Here is an 18,765-nt window from a genome sequence, read left to right as displayed (position 1 = left end):
CAGGTTAAATCAGAGGTTCTTCAATCTTAGTGAAACTGCCATTTTATGAGCTTCAAGCTGTTCTGCTTCAGCCATTGTTTCAATTATCGGCCCCAGTCGTTTCAGTCCTTTCCTGGAGATTTCCTGGAAGGTTATTTTTTTGCAGAAGCTGTCAAGGCTGACACCACTGTATGCTTTTGCATAACCGTATGTGGGCAGTGTATGGTTTGTTCCCGATGCATAATCTCCAGCACTTTCGGGAGTGTAATGTCCAAGAAAAACCGAGCCGGCATTGACAATTTCGTCAGATGTATCCTCAGGGTTGCGTACCGCCAGAATAAGATGTTCGGGCGCATAAAGATTCGTAAAAGAGACCATTTCGTGCATGGTTTTCAGTAAAATAATGCGACTGTTCCCAAGCGCTTTTTTTATTATCGCAGTACGTGGAAGAAGTGTAAGTTGTTCATCCAGCCTTTTTTTCACTTTTTCTGCCAACTCCGGAGAATTTGTCACCAGAATGGATTGACTGTCAGGTCCATGCTCGGCCTGTGAAAGGAGGTCTGATGCCACAAAGTCAGGATCGGCGCTTTCGTCGGCCATTACTTCCACTTCCGATGGTCCTGCCGGAAGGTCTATAGCTATGCCATCGAGAGTGACCAACTGCTTGGCTGCGGTTACGTAGCTGTTTCCAGGGCCGAAAATCTTATCAACTTTTGGGATGGTTCCTGTTCCGTATGCCATTGCAGCTATTGCCTGGGCGCCGCCAACTTTGAAAATTCGTGTAACACCCGTGAGGTGTGCCGCCAAAATTATGGCAGGATGTATTTTTCCGTCTTTTCCCGGAGGTGTACATAGCACTATCTCCTTACATCCGGCTATTGAAGCAGGGATCGCCAGCATTAATACCGTTGAAAACAGTGGCGCTGAACCTCCGGGGATATAAAGGCCTACTTTTTCTATCGGGGTACTGCGTTGCCAACATACCACGCCTGGTGCTGTTTCTACTTTTCGAACCGGTTGTTTCTGGCTTTCGTGAAACTTCCTGATGTTGATTATGGCGCTGTTGATGGCTCCTTTCAGATTGCTGTCAACATCGAGACATCCTTTTCTGATCTCTTCTTCAGACACCTGAAAGGAGCTTAATGAAATGCCGTCGAATTTGGCTGACAACTCTCTGACAGCTTTGTCTTTGTGGTTTTTAACGGCATCGAGGATCGGGCGCACTTTTTCCATTACATCCTGTTGGTTATCGACTGCCCGTTTTGTTAGTTTTTCCCATTCCGCGCGTGCAGGAAATCTGAATGTGTTCATAAAATCATTTTTTCAATTGGAACAATGAGAATACCCTGTGCTCCATTTTCTTTGAGCTGACCGATAACTTCCCAAAAATGGTCTTCTTTAATGACTGAGTGAACGCTGGACCACCCTTTTTCTGCAAGTGGGAGTACTGTCGGACTTTTCATTCCGGGCAAAATATCAACAATTTTGTCAACTTTATCGTTAGGGGCATTCAAAAGAATATATTTGTTGGAATTTGAAGCCATCACTGCATTGATACGGAAAATCATTTGCCCGAGAAGGGCTTCTTTTTCCGGAGAAAGATTATTTGAGGAGACCAATACTGCTTCGGAATCCATTACTTTTTCTACTTCTTTCAGGTGATTGGCCACCAGTGTACTCCCGGAGCTTACAATGTCGAAAATAGCGTCGGCCAGTCCAATACCCGGTGCTATTTCAACCGAACCTGCAATTTCGTGTATTTCGGCATTGATGTTTTTTTCATCGAAGAATCGTTGCAGTATTTTGGGATAGGAAGTGGCTATCTTTTTGTGTTCGAACCATGAAAGTCCTGTGTATTCAATTTCTTTCGGAATGGCCAAAGAAAGACGACATTTGCTGAATCCCAGTTTTTTGACAGTTTTAAGGTTGAAACCTTTCTCTTCAAGCTCATTTTCTCCAACAATTCCTATATCTGCTACGCCGTCGGAGACTGTCTGCGGAATGTCGTCGTCACGCAGGAACAGTACTTCCATAGGGAATTTGGAGGCCGATGCAACCAGTCTTCCGTTACCAAGGTTGAACTTAATTCCGGCTTCTTTCAGCAAGTCGCGACTGTCTTCAAACAATCTTCCTTTCTTTTGCAGTGCAATTCGTAGTTTTGTCTTCATTGTATTTGTTTTCTGATGTTCAATATCTTTAGCAGTTTATCCGTATAAAATTTAGTATAGATTATTGGTCTGATGGAATTCATGTGTTTGTGTCAAAAAAAAAGCTTACCAACAAGGTAAGCCTTTTTACAAAGTATTTTTGCATTGTACATTCAGCCCACCCTCGCTATAAGAGGAAGAAATGATGATGAGCATGATGATGTACTGAAAAGTTCATATTTGGTTTGTGTTTATTACTTACAATTCATTGCAAAAATAGGTTGTTTTCGGATAAAATCAAACATTTTGACTGTTTTTTATTTCCGGGCAAAAACCGCATATTTTTTATCTTCGTTTTTTATGTGATGTGTGATCCACTCTTTAATGAAGTTGGTGACTTCCAGGGAAAGGATCAACCTGCCGGATGTGTATTTCTCATAAAATTCATTGGCCTTTTGCATAAAAGCTTCATGCTCCTTTTTGTGGTCATCAAGCTCGGGAAAGTTGACAGATTGCATGTACTCTTCTTCATTTGTGAAATGGATTTGAGCATAATCAAGCAGTCCTTTGATGAGACTGGCCAGTTTTTCTTTTGAGGATCCATTCTGAATGCCCTCATAAAAGTCGCTAAGCATTTCGAACAGACTTTGATGTTCTTTGTCTAATTGTTCATGATCCACAGAGAGATCTTCTGTCCATTTTAAAATCATATTTTAAAAATTTTAGTTGTTTGCTGCAACAGGGGGGTGAGCTATTTTTTATTACGGGAAAAAGCTGAACGGGTTGCAAAGTTGTTCGTGGTCAGAAAATGTTAGTCTCTGGAAAAAGGTTACTTTTGTTCCTGGTAAAATTAAAGGAAAAATAAAACCGGATTTTTCCGGATAACAAGGCAAATTATTCATGAAAATTTTAAGACACGTTCCGAATGCGCTGACAAGTCTGAATTTATTTTTTGGTGCAACCGGTATATTCTTTGCTTTTCAGGGGCGTCCTGATCTGACTGCATGGGCAGTACTTGTTGCTGCGGTGTTCGATTTTGCTGATGGTTTTGCAGCCCGTTTCCTGAATGCATATAGTGAAATAGGGAAAGAGTTGGATTCGCTGGCCGATTTGATTAGTTTTGGTTTGGCCCCGGCTGTTTCCTATATGAGTTTGTTACATTATGGTTTTACGGAAAGCTGGAAGATCGATTTCTGGCAATTGAACAGAGCCGGGCAGATACTTATTTTAATTCCGCTTATTTTGGCTGTTTTTTCGGCGTTGCGACTGGCCAAATTTAACATTGATAAGCGTCAGACAGAATCTTTTCTGGGGCTTACTACCACGGCAACGGGTATGTTCTCTGTGTCGTTGATCCATTTCATTTTTACCCGGGGTGGTATATGGACAATGTTTTCCTCGGTTTATGTGGTAGTGCCTTTACTGGTTGTTTTTTGCATTTTGCTGGTAAGTGAAATCCCTATGTTTTCATTGAAATTCAAAACCTTTGGTATCGGGGAGAATTTTTTGAGGTATTTTTTACTTCTGACAGGGCTGGTTTCTGTTATTTTGTTGGGTGTTGGCGGGATTGCTGTTACGGTTTTGCTGTATATCCTGTTTTCAGTGGTGCAACTGGTTGCTTCCAAACCCAAATGAGTTTGACCACAATGATGCTTTTTATTTCGCGTTCAGAAACAAAAAAGCTGTCCCGAAAGAGACAGCTTTTCAGTATTGTGTAATACAATCGTCAACCTTTGAACAGATGGATCAGCTCAAAAAATTCGAGCTCCTTCACGTTCAGATTCAGTGCGGATTTAATGTCTCCGTCTTTGCTTTTGAATCCTTCGCTTGAAGGCACTCCTTCGAGCAGCACTTTTCTTCCTTTTTTCAGGAAATCGGCAACTTTTGTGCTCTGGCCGTCATTTTTCCAAATAACGGCTTTCACCCATTCGGTACGTTCCACTTTGTTGCCTTGCTGGTCTTTGTAATCCATCGAAACAGCAACATCAAAATTAATTGCTTTCTTTTTGCCTACTTCTCTGATTTCGGCATCTTGTCCGAGTGCTCCGGACACAATCATTTTTAACATGACAATTTATTTTAGGGTTAATAAAAAGGAAAAAATAATTGTCTGATTGGTTAATGCTTTGTAAATCTATATATTTATTTTGGAAAATGCTATTTTTTTATGATAACAGACCGGAAATTTTAGATACAGGATTCGTCAAAACTGATTTGTGAGGAAGCACTCTTGTGAAATTTTTCTGACGATGTTAAAACATCGTACCATTTAGAGAAATTCAATCGGTCGGCTTAAAAAAGTCAGGGATTCACATTGGTGAATCCCTGACATCAAAAACTTATTCTTCTCCTTTTTTAATTTTTGATAATTCTTTTTACTGTATGGTTTCCTTTAGTATCTGTGATTTTAAGCAGATAAAAGCCGGGTGGAAGAAAAGACAGATTTACTTTTTCTTCGGGGTTGCTTATCAGGACAACCAAATTTCCGGCCATGTCGAAAACAGTTATTTCCGTAATGAGGATACTGCCCTCAATCCAAACGACTTCGTTTACCGGATTAGGCCAAATCGAGATGGTTGAATGCTCCGCCGAGGATACAAATGTCGCGTTTATGGTTATGTTTTCAGTTGCATCAGCACCCGAAACCTCCAATGTGGCATCATCAATCATAAGCAGGGAATTGATGATTACATCATAAAGGTAATTACCATCCGGCAGAGTTGTAACTGCCTGTCCTGTATTGTCTGTCAACAAGTCTGTGCCAACAGAGCTAATCAGAATTTGAGCGCTTTCAACGGGTTGACCATCCTGAGTGACAGAAAAGGTAACCTGCCATTTATCAACAGCAAATTCGGCAGTAACGTTAATATCGCCCGTAACACCTAAATCGGTTCTGGCAGCAGTCGTAACCCCGTCGCTCCATTGCTCAAAGTGGTAACCTGTGTTGGGTACGGCAGTAACTGCTGTTCCGTCCTGACCATGCTCAACAGTTTGTGGTGTATCCCCGGTAATGGTTCCGTTTGCGCCGGCACTATAGTTCAGGGTATAGGTATTTATTTCAAACACAGCGTTCAGAGTACGGTCTTCGGATACAATTATTGAATAAGGATTATCTGCACTCAAAGTGGAGACTCCTTCCTGCCACTCAAGAAAATGATAGCCCACATCGGGTGTTGCTTCCAGATTTATTGCCAGGCCTTCGTGAAGAATATAGCTGCCGGTTGTTTCATCGTCGGGGACGATGACTTCTCCGGCATCATTAGTTACCTCAACAGAACCGTTCACGGTTTGGATAATAATGTTATGAACCGGCACAAAGTGTGCGGTGATGGTACGGTTGTTCGTTGCATTGAAAATCAGTGGATTATCTGATGAAATGATGGTACCGCCTTCACTCCATTCTGTGAACTCATAACCGCTGTTTGCTGTGGCCGACAAAGTAACCAGGGCATTGTTTTCATATTGTCCGGCTCCCGAAACTGTTCCGCCTGTTTCGGGATCCGACAGGACATCAATTTGATAGTAACCGGTTACCGTTATGCTTTTGGTTACATTTAGTCCCGAATGATAAGCTGAAAGCGTTGCTGTACCCGGGCCAACGACTTCAATAAAACCTGTGGGATTTATTGTAACGATGGTTTCATCATTTGTACTCCAGTTGAGACATTGAACAGTGGCATCTGTGGGTGTAAAGGTTGCTGTAAGCTGATAAGTCTCTCCAACGGTTAAGGACATATCACCCTGATCGATGGTAAAGTCGGTAAGAGCAGTAACCGCAGTGGTTTCGGGCGTTTGCCAGCGCAGGAACGGATAACCGTTGTTTTTGTCGGGCTGAATGTCCCAGATGGTTCCAAAGTCCCAGTTGTTAAAGGTATGAACACATCTTAATTCGGCGGAAGTTTTTCCTTCTCCTCCGCCTGCTGAGGAAGTTTGCCCTGAAGTCTCAATATCCCAATAGGAATTGATAACCGAACCTTGCGAGTAGCTTCCTGTGAGCCCTCGGGAAGTGTTTCCAGCTACTGAACCGAATGATATGGTATTTACGATATTTCCTCTCATTCTGCCAATAACAGCTCCTATGGAAGAAGAACTTCCAGATGATACATCTACATCGACAAAGCAATTGCTGATGGAACATAAATTTTCACCAGTCAGACCACCAACATAGTATCTTTGTGCATTAATTGTTCCTTTTGCTACAATATTAGATATCCCTGAATAATATATAGCTCCGGCCAGAGTTCCTACAAAATAGTCTCCTTGAATATTTGTATTTATAATCTCTAAGTTTTTTATGTATCCTGATGGATAGCCATATACATACCCAAAGAGACCGACATATTGTTCTGTCGGCCGATTTATCCAAAGGTTTTCGATGGCAAATCCTTGTCCGTCAAACTTTCCTCTGAATGAGTTGTCATAATTCGGTCCGATAGGGTTCCACCCTTTACCATCATTATAACCTGCTCCTTCTTCTGCCAAATAGGAAGACATGTCAATGTCGTTTGTTAAAACAAAGTATTTGTCGCTATGGGAACTTCCGAGAAATTTCCTGACATTGTCTAATTGATAAGGTTCACTAATTTGGTATGGATTTCCTGAAGAACCATCACCACCGGCAAACCAGGGAACAAAATGAGCCGTCAGGTCTCTGGCGCCATCCACCGTAAACGTTATTTCCGCTTCGTTGCTTATGGTAATACCACCTTCGCTCCAGTGTGAGAACGAAAACAGGTTTTCCGGAATGGCTGTAAGGGTTATGGTTTCTCCGATAAGATAATCTCCGGTTCCTTCAACGGTTCCTTTGTCGACAGGATCAATAGTGGCTGTGATGGTATATTGTTCCTTGAAGATGGCTGTTAAAGTTGAGTCGTTTACTATTTCGAAGCTGAATGGATTGTCTGATGAAAGAGAATCCATGTTGCTTACCCAGTGTGAGAATCCGTATCCTGCTACGGGAAGTGCTTCAACAAAGACTTCGGTGGCATAGTTGTAAACGCCGTCGCCCGTGGTTGAACCGTAAAGCGAATTATTGGCATTGGTAACCAGATTGTATTGATTGATTTCGAAACTGGCTGTCAGCACTTTATTTTCGGTTGCCGAAAAAGTGTATTCGGCCGAAGTGCTGACTTCTGTAACGCCTTCTGTCCAGTTGACAAAGTGATACCCTTCATCGGGGGTTGCCGTGATAGTAACCATTTCTCCGTTGGTATAGGTTCCTGCACCCGAAATATTTCCATGAACAGGCTCGTTTATCAGGAGAGATATTGTATAATCTTTAATCGGCTGAAATTCCGCTGTCAGCGTCCGGTTGTCAAACATTTCGACATCGGTTTGTGCATTGGCCGAAATAAACTGTCCGTTTTCACTCCATTGGATAAACTGGTAGCCCGTTTCAGGGGTTGCTTCAATGGTTTGCGTACTGAAAATGACATAGTCGCCTTCTCCTGAAACTGTACCTCCTGCTAGTGGCGAGGTTTCGAGAGATAAAGTCCGCTTATCAGAAATACTGAAAAAGTATCTTATGTTTGGACCATGCGGGCCATTGTCTGTGCCGGGATTAAAATCGAGATAGGTGCAGGAGAAATTGACCAGTGTATCATTGGGAGCAGAGACGGTTGATGGCCAATAAGCTTCTTCAGTCAGTGGTACCTGCTGAAAAGTGGCAGGCCAGGTTGTGTCATCAGGATATTTTTCGGCATATATGGTGCGTTGACCTTCTACGTTAATGATAACCGTTTCTTTCCCTAAGCCATTGGCATGAATTTTAACGGCATTCACTTTTTGTCCTTCTGCAAGAGTAAAAATGGGTGTTCCCGGACTGTTATCGAGGGTAGATTTGTACATTATTTGCTGTGGTGTGGCATTTGTAGTGTACACGATGCGTGGATTGCCGTCGGGGTGTTTGCAAATATCCTGACGATTATAAGCTGCTGATGAAATAATCACCGGCGCGCTCCATGTGCCGTTTGTGCAGGTTCTGTAACCTAATTCACCACTTCCTTTATTGCGCCAGTATATGCCTGCTATAGAACCATCATCCTGCATAATGGCGGGGAAAAATCCAAAACTATGGTCAACTGATGTATCAATATAGTCGGCAAATTTTATTGTCTGCCAACTGCCGGTTGCCGGGTCTCTTCTAAATTCCCAGGCTTCTCCGCCATAATCTCCCCAGCCAGAGTAAATGGTAATCAGATGTACTGTTCCGTCGTTAGCAATCAGAAGGTCTCTAATTGCTTTTCCTCCCATAGATTGGGCCGGTGTTTCAACGGATTCTTTTTGCCATGTGCCATCAAGATTATGATACACATATATATGACGCCAAAAATAGTAATCTAACAGAATAGAACTTCCATAGTCATACCCCGGTCTGGTTTCCACAGCAACAAAAAGGTTGCCATTACCATCACCTTTTATCATGGCATCGGAGACTTTTCCGTCGTATTCTGATGATATTGTTTGTTCGGTCCATGTTTGGCCGTTATCACTACTGGTTAGGTATTTTAATTCATAGTTGTCGACAACAGCCATGTGAAAAGTGCCATTTTTATCTTTATAAAGGTTTGCCCTGTGACCGTGAGAATAGCTTACATACGATGCGGTGGTGTAGGTATCTCCGGTCATGACCGTGGTTTCGCAGATTTGGCCATTTGTGTCTGAAATACCAAAATTCAGTATTACAAGGAAACTGAGGAGTGGTAAAATTTTTTTCATTGTTGGTAGGTAAAATGAGTTTATAAATCATCAAAAGTCCCTGGATAAAGGGATTGATGAAATATACGGTGGTGGAGTATTTTCGTTCTTGCAGAACGTAAATCGTTCTTTGAAAAGGTAAAAAAGGGTAGAAATTATTGGTGAGTATCGAATATTGATTGACGAAATTCGTTAGGTGTTATTTCCTCAAATGTTTTAAAAGCTCTTACAAAAGAGGAATAATTCAGAAACCCGGACATGCTGGCCAAAACGGTCAATGAATAGTTTTGTGTTCCCGGTTCGCTCATAAGTCTTTTAGATTCTTCTATCCGGTAATGATTGACAAAAGTCGAAAACCTTTGTCCGTAGACCTGATTGATTAATCTGGAAATATAGGTACGGTTGGTATTCAGGTCACGGGCAATATCCCAGATTTTTAATTCAGGATTGAGGAAGGGACGGTATTCCCGGATATAATTCTCCAATTTTTCTTTGAGGCCTGGTGGGATTTCAGGTGTTTCGGTTTCAATTTTTCGGTCAATCTCCTCTGTCAGGATTTCTTTCTTTACAGAAACACCTTCTGTTTCACTTTCATCAATCTTTTCCGACGGAAATATTATAATGGCCTGACGATTACTGTAATTACCCACCATCGCGAAGAAAGCTCCAAGAAAGAGGAATGGAACGGAGGAAAGAACAGGACTGTTCAATACTTCAATACGGTGAAACCAATGCACTGAGATTCCTGAAAACAGGGCAAGGAGAAAAACAATTGATATGACTTTTACCCAATTCAGTGAGACCCCTTTCAGGGATGAGTAATAGTCTTCAATTCTTTTTTGGTGACTGTTGACCAAACGGTAGGTAAGTAGGTAGTAAATAATGGAGGAAAATATGTACAGAAGCTTCGCAAGCCGGTCTGTACTCTTCATTAAAGAGAATTTCCAATGAGCATTCTCGGGAGGATTAGATGACAAAAGAAACTCCTGTATATAGAAATGCTGCTCAGCTTTATTCATCATTATCACGTACAGAGTGAAACTGGTAAATACTAATGCCATCCCCGGAATAACGTGCAGTAAGAGTTTAGTGGAAATTTTTTCGGGATTTACAATCTGGAGGACATAAATATAGAAAAGCGGGAATAATACCAACGCTGTGAAAAACACATAAGGATAAACCACACGGTAAGTTTCCAGGGCATCACCATATATCCCGATTCCAGACAGGAAAGTGATGAAGGCACATCCCATAAACAAAGCCATTATGAACCGGGGGTTTCGCAGTGAAATCCTGCTGAAAAGAAACGATACAAACCATATAAATGTTACAAAGATCGGAAACAATAATGCTATTTGAGAAAAACTCATCTTTTTTAAGTGATGTAACAGTGTTGAATTTACGTGGTAGTCGCTGTTTGGTTTCGCATAAATCTAATAAAAAAAGATGATTGCTCCCGGTAAATATATAATATTTCGTTAAACTTTTGCAATACGCTGCAAGTCAATTTGTTTGTGCTCAAAGTTATTTGATTGTTAAAATACAATATATCAAGGTCATACGAATTGACTTACGTTTTGTATCTAAAATCTAACGATCTATTGAAATATAGGAACAATCATCTTTTGACAAAAAGAGTGCTATGTAGTGTCTGTCCATAAAGTACCATTTACTGTGTTACGCTTGTCCGAAAATACTCATTTACGATGAGTAAACTATGTATTTTCGGACTTCGCAAGCCTTGTAAATGACACTTTCTGAACAGACACATGATGAGTAGGAAATTTTTCCTAACTATATAGACAGGCAATATGTAGTCCTATAGCTCGATGCTTTTTTAACTTGCCGCGTTACAATACATCAACGAGCTACTGTTTTTCTACCAGTAAAACAGGGTTCCGTCTGTTTTTCTGTTTACGGGCAAGCTGGCTCTGCTATAAGGAAATTTTTCGGCTGCTTTTTCATCGATGTCAACACCAATTCCGGGTGTATCGTCAATATACATGTAGCCGTCATTGAAATGGTAATTGGTCTTGAACACTTCGTTAACAATTTCTTCATGTGGCATATATTCCTGGATGCCGAAGTTATTGATGGCAAAATCGAAGTGGAGTGCCGCTGCCATATTTACCGGTGAAAGGTCTGTTGCCCCGTGAAATCCGGTTTGTACATGGTAGATAGAGGCAAAAGCGGCTACTTTTTGCAAATGGGTGATTCCTCCGCCATGCACGATGGGCATTCGCACAAAATCAATCAGTTGTTCCGAGATCAACGTGGTATAGTCATATACCGAATTAAAAACCTCTCCAATGGCGATAGGTGTGGTTGTGTGTTGACGTACCAGACGGAGTCCTTCCTGAAGTTCGCCTGTTACAGCGTCTTCCATCCAATAAAGATGGAAAGGTTCCAGCTCTTTTCCTAATCGTCCTGCTTCTATTGGTGTAAGTCTGTGGTGAACATCATGCAACAAAAGCAACTCCTCTCCGAAGTGTTCTCTGACCTTACTAAACAGTTTAGGTGTCCAGTTAAGATATTTGTTCGTATCCCAGTAATCTTCTTTTGGGAGGCCTTTCCCTGCCGGTTCATATTTCTCACCTTTTTTGGCTACTCCGTAAGTGTGGTCCAGTCCGGGAATGCCTGATTGCACCCTGATGGCCTTGAAACCATTTTCCAGCTCGCTGGCGACACTTTCCAGTGCGTGGTCGAGGTCCACACCATTGGCATGGGCATATACCAGCACCCGGCTACGGCTTTTACCTCCCAACAGGTTATAAAGCGGAGTGTTCAGAACTTTTCCCTTTATGTCCCACAGGGCCATGTCAATAGCCGATATTGCTGTCATGGTAACGGCTCCGCGTTTCCAGTATACCCCACGATAGAAATAGTGCCAGATGTCTTCAATGTTCGCCGGATCCCGGCCTATTAAAGCAGGAACACAGTATTCTTCAAGATATTTGGCTACGGCGAGTTCTCTCCCGTTTAGCGTGGCATCTCCTAACCCGTAAACGCCTTCGTCTGTATATATTTTAAGGGTAACGAAGTTTCGTCCGGGGGAACATACTATAACTTTGGCATCTGTTATTTTCATGATTGCTGTTTTTGTTGACCTGCCTGAATCGTTCAAAATCAAAATCCAATGGAATTGCCGCCATCAACCGGCAGAACAACTCCTGTAATGTAGCTGGCGGCATCAGAGACCAGGAAGAGAGCTGCAGAAGCAACTTCTTCGGGGTTACCCATTCGTCCCATGGGTGTTCTGGAAAAGACTTTTTGCTTCCTTTCCGGGTCGTTATCCAAAGCTTTTGCCGACATTTTGGAATAGATAAATCCCGGTGCAATAGCATTGACCCGGATTCCTTTAGGTGCCCATTCAACAGTCAGTGCACGGGTCATGCCTTCAACAGCGGTTTTGGCTGCCGTGTAGGCAATTACCTGCGGAATGCCGTATTGTGCTGCCATTGAGCTGATGTTAAGAATAGAACCTCCTCCATTGTCGATCATTTTTTTTGTCAACTTCTCTGGAAAGAGCAAAAACGACATTCTGGTTCGTTTGTACTACTTTCTGAAATTCTTCATCCGAGGTATCCAGAGCAAATTTTTTCAGGTGGATACCTGCATTATTTACGAGGATATTGAGTTTACCATATCTCTTTTCCAGAGTGTCAACCAGATTGGGAAGTTCTTTGAAATTGGTAAGATCGAACAATTCATAACCGCATTTGTCTCCAAATTCCGCTTTGGCCGTTTCCAGATTTTCCTGGCTAAGATCGATAATTATTGTAAAAATTCCGGCATCGGTAAAAGCTTTGGTGATGGCTTTACCAAGCCCGGTAGTTCCTCCCGTTACGATAGCTGTCTTCTTTTGTTCCGTCATGATTAATCGTTTTTTGTTCTGTTAAAATTGTTATTTTGCCGCCTGGTTTGTCGATTCCCTGATAAGTAAACCGAATTTAAGAACAATTTGCTTTCCTTTTGGCTCAATATGTTTAGTATTAAGTTTATCTATTATCAGATTAACGGTTTTGATGCCCATTTCTTCGCCCGGATAATTGATGGTAGTAAGCGATGGTTTGGAAAATTCTGAAAAAGGATCGTTGTTAAAACCAGTGATTTCAATCTGTTCGGGTATTTTAATCCCATTCTTTTGCAGATGATGCATAATGGTGATGGCACAGGTGTCGTTGGCTACAAAAATTGCGTCGGGAAGGGGTTTCATTGTCATTATTCTTTTTGCACTTATCTCTCCGTCTTCAACACTTAGTCCTGTCTCCCATACCATCTGGTGGTCAAATGGTTTGTTCGCTTCAGACAATGCTGCTTTATAGCCTTCAAGCCGTTGTTTATAGACCTGAATGCCTGTATTACCGGTAATATGCAATACTCTTGTTTTCCCGGTATCCAGCAGATGTCTGGTTGCCTGCCAGGCTGCTTCTCTGTTGTCGATTGTAACACAGTTGTATTGGTTGTATTTTTGAGGGATTCTGTCAAAAAACACAACCGGAATATTTTTAGCGAAAAATGGTTTAAAATGGGCCGGTTCAGGAGATGTGCTGGTAGTGGATACCATCAGCCCGTCTACACGATGACTGAAAAGAAGCTGGGCGTTTTCTTTTTCTTTAATTTCCGATTCGAAAGACTGCATAATGATAAGGTGATATCCGGCATCTGATGCGGCTTTTTCCATTCCGGCGAGAACGGTTGACATGAAATTGCTGTTCAGGCGGGGAACTATTACGCCCAAAGTGTAACTTTTGCTCGTACGTAAGCTACTTGCCAGAGCGTTTGTCTGATATCCCATTTCAAGTGCTTTCTCTCTGATTTTGCCACGCGTCTTTTTGCTGATCGCCGGATGGTCTTTTAATGCACGACTGACGGTGGCTGCCGAAACATTAAGGGCCGCGGCAATGTCGTATATGGTTATTTCCTTTTTATACATAATTTCTGCGATTCAATGTACAAAGTTAAGTATTCTTTCATTGTTAACGCAATCGATTGCATTATTTAAATATTTTTTTAATCTTTGTAGAAAAATTACAAAATGAAACAAGATAGCAGATTATTAGATTATTAGATATTTGATGCTCGTAACACAGCAAATGGTACTTTGAGGACAGACGCTGTTTAATGTGTGTCTATAAAGTAGGAAAAGTTTTCATGTGTCTGTTCAGAAAGTGCCAGTTGCAAGGCCTGAGAAGCTGCCAAAAACGGAGTTTACTACTCGTAAATGAGTATTTTGGCGGCGAGCGTAACACAGCAAATGGTACCTTATGGACAGACGCTATTTATTGTTATACCTGATTTGTGGGAGTACAAAAAGAATACTAATTTGGTAAGGTTTATACTTTGAAGCAATTTATAAGAATGGATTTACGGCAGATTTTGTTCCGTATTATTACGGGAATCGTTCTCTTTCCTTTTTTTCCGGATATGGCAACTGCCTCCTTTTCCGGGAATTCATTTCGGAATATGCCCGTCGATGCCGGTCTTTCGCAGGCATCAGTATATTGTATGTTGCAGGATCATAAAGGCTTCATTTGGATAGGGACTAAAGACGGGCTGAACAGGTATGACGGGTATGAGTTTATTACATACAAATATGACCAGAACGACCCGAACAGTCTGTCCAATAATGAAATTATCTGCCTGGAAAACGAGAACAATGAATTTCTTTGGATTGGGACCAGAAGTGGCGGTGTCAACCGCATGGATTTTTCCACCGGGCATATAACGCGATTTAATAATCTTACCTACGATGATCTTGTGCAGAGTATTGTTTTGGACAGTTTGAATAATTTATGGGCAGGAACATCAGAAGGATTATTATTGTTCCCGGTTGATGAAGACGGAGAACGTAATATGGTGCGGAATGTATCTGAAAACGCGTTATATCACGATACAGAAGGAAGAATCATCGAGCCCGACAGAAAGAACATTTCCATTACTTCGATAATTGAGATCAGAAAAGAACTTTTACTGGTTGGTTGCGAGGAAGGGCTTTTCACTTATGATATAAGTAAGAATCTTTTCACCTCTGTTTCTCCTGAAACATTTGATGTAACGGTTTTCACCTCCCTTAGGAAGGATGGAAAAGGAAATATCTGGGGTGGTTCTTATGACGGATTATTTAAGCTGTCTTTTATCGGTGAAAGCACTGAAATCCGGATTGTTCGTTTTGATACATCGTCGCCGGAGGGTAGACGGTTGCCGGTAAATTGGGTCGAAGACCTGGTTGTTGACCATGAATATAATATATGGGCCGGTACTCGGGGTGCCGGTTTGTTTCGTATCAGAGATGAAAAAATTATTGAACAATACAGCAATCGGTTTTCAGAGGAAACTTCACTTCCGGATGATCTGATTAATTCCCTGATGATTGACAGAACCGGAATTTTGTGGGTTGGGACAGAAAGTAAAGGACTGGCATATAAAGATTTATATACGCGAACTTTTAAAATTATGCGCCCCGGACGGGAGCAGGCTAACGGATTAAGCGATAATCTTGTTACCGCGCTTGCCGGCAGTAATGATCGCCTTTGGGTTGGTACGGCTGCTGAAGGGATTGATGTGTTTGAGCATGATCGCGGAGAAGTAAATCGTTTGTATAATCTTCCGTGTGTTCAGATAGGTAACGGGCAAAGTACACGTGAAGTAATGTCGCTACTGGTTGACAGGAATGATCAACTTTGGATTGGATCTGCTACCAACAGCCTGACCGTATACAATGAGAAAAGAGGATTTCATAGTTATGTGGTCAACGGATTTGTTTTTTCTCTTTTGCAGGATAGTGACGGCAGGATTTGGTACGGAACCTGGGGACGGGGCCTGGGATATGTAGATCAGGAAAATGACACCATTGAGAGTTATTACGGAACCATGGCCAACTCTCTGGGACTGAGCAGTGATAAAATTCTTTCACTGTTTCAGGACTCCAACGATTTGCTCTGGGTAGGAACAAAGGGAGGTGGTGTTAATGTTTGCAGGCTGGAAAGGGTGGTAACCAGGAAAGGTGAATTTGTGAGTTACCGTAACGATGCAAACAATTTGAACAGTATAAGTTATAATGATATATACGACATTCATGAAGGCAGAGACGGGAATATCTGGATGGCCACGGGAAGCGGTTTGAACAGAGCCATTCCCGGGAATAATGAAGAACTGTCTCAGTCGGCATTACAAGGAACTCTTTCCTTTAGATCTTATTCAGAGAAAGACGGACTTGCCGGTGGTCTCGTTCTCTTTATTGAAGAAGATGTCAATGGCAATTTGTGGATGGGTACCAATAAAGGAATTTCCAGATTTGATCCCGAAACAGAGACATTTGTAAATTATGGCGTAAACGATGGATTGCCCTCCGGAGAATTTCATATCAATGCATCTTTCCTAGACGATAAAACCGGAATAATGTATTTTGGCGGAGTTGAAGGTGTCACGGTATTTCATCCGGATAGTCTTATGCCCAATCCTTTTCCGCCGGAAGTGCAGCTCACCGGTCTTCGCTTACATAATCAGCCGGTTTATCCCGGAGATACTGTGAACGGAAAAGTTATTCTGAAGGATTATATCAGTTACACCGATCGTCTTACCTTATCGCACAGCAATAATGAGGTGACTTTTGAGTTTTCGGCACTTCATTTTTCAAATCCTGGAAAATTGAAGTATGCCTACCGGCTGAGAGGGTTTAATGACAACTGGCATGAAACTTCGAGTGAAAACCGGCGGGCAACTTATACCAATTTACATGAGGGCGATTATGTTTTTGAAGTCAGAGCCACCAATTATGACGGTTCCTGGTCCGATTCGATGGCAAGTATCTCTATTACTGTGAATCCTCCGTTCTGGCGGACACACCTGGCTTATTTGTTCTATTTCTCTTTACTGTTTTTTTGTTGATTACCTTCCGCAAGTATTCATTAATCGGTGTCAAAGAGAAGAATAATCTGATCATTGAGAGTCTGGAGCACAAAAAAGACAAGGAGTTAAACGATGCGAAAATGAGATTCTTTACCAATATCTCTCATGAGATCAGAACGCCGTTAACTCTTATTTATGCTCCTTTGCAGGAAATACTCAAACGCAAGGATATTTCGCCCGGTCTGCATGAAATGCTATCGGTTATGCATCGTAATGTCAGAAGACTGCTTAATATGGTGGATCAGTTACTGGAGTTCCGGAAAATTGATACCGGGCATATAAATGTTCATCCTGTCAGATTTAATTTGAATGAACTATGCAGGGATACTCTTTTTGCTTTTGATTCCCTGGCCGTGCAGAAAGGAATCGAAACGCATATTGAGGGTGAGGAAGATATTTATATTGTTGCAGATGAAAAAATGGTGTCCACTTCCATATATAACCTGTTATCCAATGCATTTAAATTTACGCCTTCGGGTGGACAAGTAACGTTGCAAATAGAAAGAACCGAAAAGGGAAACGCGCATCAAAACGGTGAAGTTGTTATCAGGGTTTGCGATACAGGTCCAGGTATTCCGGAAAGCTTGTTGTCACATGTTTTTGAGCGTTTTGAACAGGTAAACGTTGAAGGACAGGAACATCACGCGGGTTCAGGGATTGGCCTGTCTATCGTTAAAGAATTTATAGAATTGAACGAAGGGCATGTAAAAGTTTACAACAGACCTCACCAAGGTTGTTGTTTCGAAATTTACTTGCCCGGAGATACAAATCCGGGGCTCCGGCAAACAGATAAGGATAATACCGGTTCAGGAGAATGGATGAATAAAGAAGTCGCTTCATTTGAGGAAGGTTTTACCCGGGCGGAAGAGACGATTAAAGAGACCGATGCCGGAAATGATAGTAAGAGAACCATTTGCCTGGTTGAGGATGATGTTGAATTGGCTTCCTGGCTTTCAGTCGTGTTTGGCCGGGAATTTAATGTCAAAGTCTTTTACGACGGGAAAATTGCCATGCAGAAGATGCCGTCATTAAATCCTGATATTATTGTTTGTGACATTATGTTGCCCGGAGTTTCAGGAATAGATTTGACCAAAAGTCTTAAATCAAAAATTGAAACCAGTCACATTCCCGTGATTATGCTAACTGCAAAATCGGGTGAAGATGATATGCTAAAAGGGTTACAAACAGGGGCTGATAGTTATCTTACCAAACCTTTTAACGTCGACATTTTACGTGCTCAGGTCGATTCTCTCCTCGCCTCACGAAATGCATTCAAAGCCAGGTTTTCCGGTAAATTGTCGCTTGAACCTTCGGAAGAAATTATTACTCCGGTGGATGAGAAATTTCTTAAGCGACTGATGGAAGTCACGGAAGAAAACCTGGGAGATCCGGCTTTTGATGTCTCCGTTCTGGTGAACGAGATGAACATGAGTCATTCCATAATCCTGAAAAAAGTCAAATCTTTAACCGGGCTTTCGCTGGTTGAATTTATTCGTTCCATGCGAATAAAGAAAGCGGCCCAGATTTTCCGTCAGGATAAACTATCTGTGTCGGAGGTGAGTTTTATGGTAGGATTTTCGGATCCTAAATATTTCAGCAAATGTTTTTCAAAACATTTTGGGCAAAAACCTACCGAATATATAAAGGAACATCATAGTTGAGCATGGTATTCGAAGATTTCAGGCCTTATGATTTAACACATTGCTTTACCGGCTTGTGGGTAGTTCCGACTTTGAACTTCTACCCATTAAAAATAAAATCTGGAAAAGTTTATGGGCGGTTTGTGAGGTTAAATCATAGCTGCCCTTGAACCAGAGAAGTAATCTTTGATAGATTCTATACTTAAAAGTTTCTCCCTTTTTTCTGGTTCCAATTTTATGTCTTTATTACCGAATATTAAGGATTCCAGAGGAATTCCTAAATATCTGTTAAGTAAAGTAATCATTTTTAAAGTTAATGGCCTTTTACCATTCAAAACTTCCGAAACTCTTGTTTTTCCACCAAATAATGGTGCTACATCAGCCTGTTTTAA

At 41.6% G+C, this 18,765-nt stretch carries 13 protein-coding genes and 1 pseudogene; 3 read left to right on the top strand and 11 right to left on the bottom strand.

Going from position 1 to position 18,765, the window contains the following annotated elements:
• Window positions 1-9: 9 nt before the first annotated feature.
• The 3 genes from hisD to OQ5_RS0117135 form a co-directional block, all read right to left on the bottom strand.
• A complete protein-coding gene (hisD, locus tag OQ5_RS0117145) occupies window positions 10-1,290 on the bottom strand; it encodes a histidinol dehydrogenase (protein ID WP_016778658.1) in 1,281 nt (426 codons plus the stop codon).
• Window positions 1,287-2,147: an ATP phosphoribosyltransferase gene (gene hisG, locus OQ5_RS0117140; RefSeq protein ID WP_016778657.1), complete on the bottom strand. Its 861-nt coding sequence runs from the start codon at window positions 2,145-2,147 to the stop codon at window positions 1,287-1,289. The genes hisD and hisG overlap by 4 nt, the downstream gene beginning before the upstream one ends.
• Window positions 2,148-2,443: 296 nt before the next feature.
• On the bottom strand, window positions 2,444-2,836 hold the full coding sequence (locus OQ5_RS0117135) for a bacteriohemerythrin (protein ID WP_016778656.1): 393 nt from the start codon (window positions 2,834-2,836) through the stop codon (window positions 2,444-2,446).
• A 190-nt stretch (window positions 2,837-3,026) separates the two neighbouring features.
• Here OQ5_RS0117135 and OQ5_RS0117130 point away from each other — a divergent pair, with 190 nt between their 5' ends.
• Window positions 3,027-3,761, top strand: a complete 735-nt coding sequence (locus OQ5_RS0117130) for a CDP-alcohol phosphatidyltransferase family protein (RefSeq protein ID WP_016778655.1) — start codon at window positions 3,027-3,029, stop codon at window positions 3,759-3,761.
• Between the two features lie 91 nt (window positions 3,762-3,852).
• Here the strand turns inward: OQ5_RS0117130 and OQ5_RS0117125 are convergent, their stop codons facing one another.
• The 7 genes from OQ5_RS0117125 to OQ5_RS0117100 form a co-directional block, all read right to left on the bottom strand.
• Window positions 3,853-4,194, bottom strand: coding sequence for a single-stranded DNA-binding protein (locus tag OQ5_RS0117125; RefSeq protein ID WP_016778654.1), 342 nt, complete (start codon window positions 4,192-4,194; stop codon window positions 3,853-3,855).
• A gap of 287 nt (window positions 4,195-4,481) precedes the next feature.
• Window positions 4,482-8,843, bottom strand: coding sequence for an InlB B-repeat-containing protein (locus OQ5_RS0117120; RefSeq protein ID WP_016778653.1), 4,362 nt, complete (start codon window positions 8,841-8,843; stop codon window positions 4,482-4,484).
• 134 nt (window positions 8,844-8,977) lie between these two features.
• Window positions 8,978-10,192, bottom strand: coding sequence for a helix-turn-helix domain-containing protein (locus OQ5_RS0117115; RefSeq protein WP_016778652.1), 1,215 nt, complete (start codon window positions 10,190-10,192; stop codon window positions 8,978-8,980).
• Between the two features lie 509 nt (window positions 10,193-10,701).
• On the bottom strand, window positions 10,702-11,910 hold the full coding sequence (gene manD / locus OQ5_RS0117110; RefSeq protein ID WP_016778651.1) for a D-mannonate dehydratase ManD: 1,209 nt from the start codon (window positions 11,908-11,910) through the stop codon (window positions 10,702-10,704).
• Window positions 11,911-11,948: 38 nt separating this feature from the next.
• Window positions 11,949-12,323, bottom strand: a complete 375-nt coding sequence (locus tag OQ5_RS24995; protein ID WP_255297610.1) for an SDR family NAD(P)-dependent oxidoreductase — start codon at window positions 12,321-12,323, stop codon at window positions 11,949-11,951.
• Window positions 12,292-12,696 (bottom strand): SDR family oxidoreductase, encoded by a 405-nt coding sequence (locus OQ5_RS24990; RefSeq protein ID WP_255297609.1) that lies wholly within the window; start codon window positions 12,694-12,696, stop codon window positions 12,292-12,294. Before OQ5_RS24990 ends, OQ5_RS24995 begins: the two co-directional genes overlap by 32 nt.
• Before the next feature lie 30 nt (window positions 12,697-12,726).
• The gene (locus OQ5_RS0117100; protein WP_016778650.1) at window positions 12,727-13,758 is read right to left on the bottom strand and encodes a LacI family DNA-binding transcriptional regulator; all 1,032 of its coding nucleotides are present in this window, start codon (window positions 13,756-13,758) and stop codon (window positions 12,727-12,729) included.
• A 425-nt stretch (window positions 13,759-14,183) separates the two neighbouring features.
• Here OQ5_RS0117100 and OQ5_RS24985 point away from each other — a divergent pair, with 425 nt between their 5' ends.
• Together OQ5_RS24985 and OQ5_RS24980 are read left to right on the top strand one after the other, a co-directional pair.
• Window positions 14,184-16,712, top strand: a complete 2,529-nt coding sequence (locus OQ5_RS24985) for a ligand-binding sensor domain-containing protein (RefSeq protein ID WP_255297608.1) — start codon at window positions 14,184-14,186, stop codon at window positions 16,710-16,712.
• A gap of 101 nt (window positions 16,713-16,813) precedes the next feature.
• Window positions 16,814-18,394, top strand: a complete 1,581-nt coding sequence (locus OQ5_RS24980; protein WP_052308313.1) for an ATP-binding protein — start codon at window positions 16,814-16,816, stop codon at window positions 18,392-18,394.
• Between the two features lie 128 nt (window positions 18,395-18,522).
• Here OQ5_RS24980 and OQ5_RS23670 read toward each other — a convergent pair.
• Window positions 18,523-18,765 (bottom strand): annotated as a pseudogene (locus tag OQ5_RS23670) (hypothetical protein); the annotation flags it as partial.

It is taken from the genome of Anaerophaga thermohalophila str. Valhall (assembly GCF_000250735.1).
In the GTDB taxonomy this organism is placed as follows: domain Bacteria; phylum Bacteroidota; class Bacteroidia; order Bacteroidales; family Marinilabiliaceae; genus Anaerophaga; species Anaerophaga thermohalophila_A.
The sequence above is the reverse complement of the archived record's forward strand: the minus strand, read 5'-3'. Positions and strand labels throughout refer to the sequence as shown.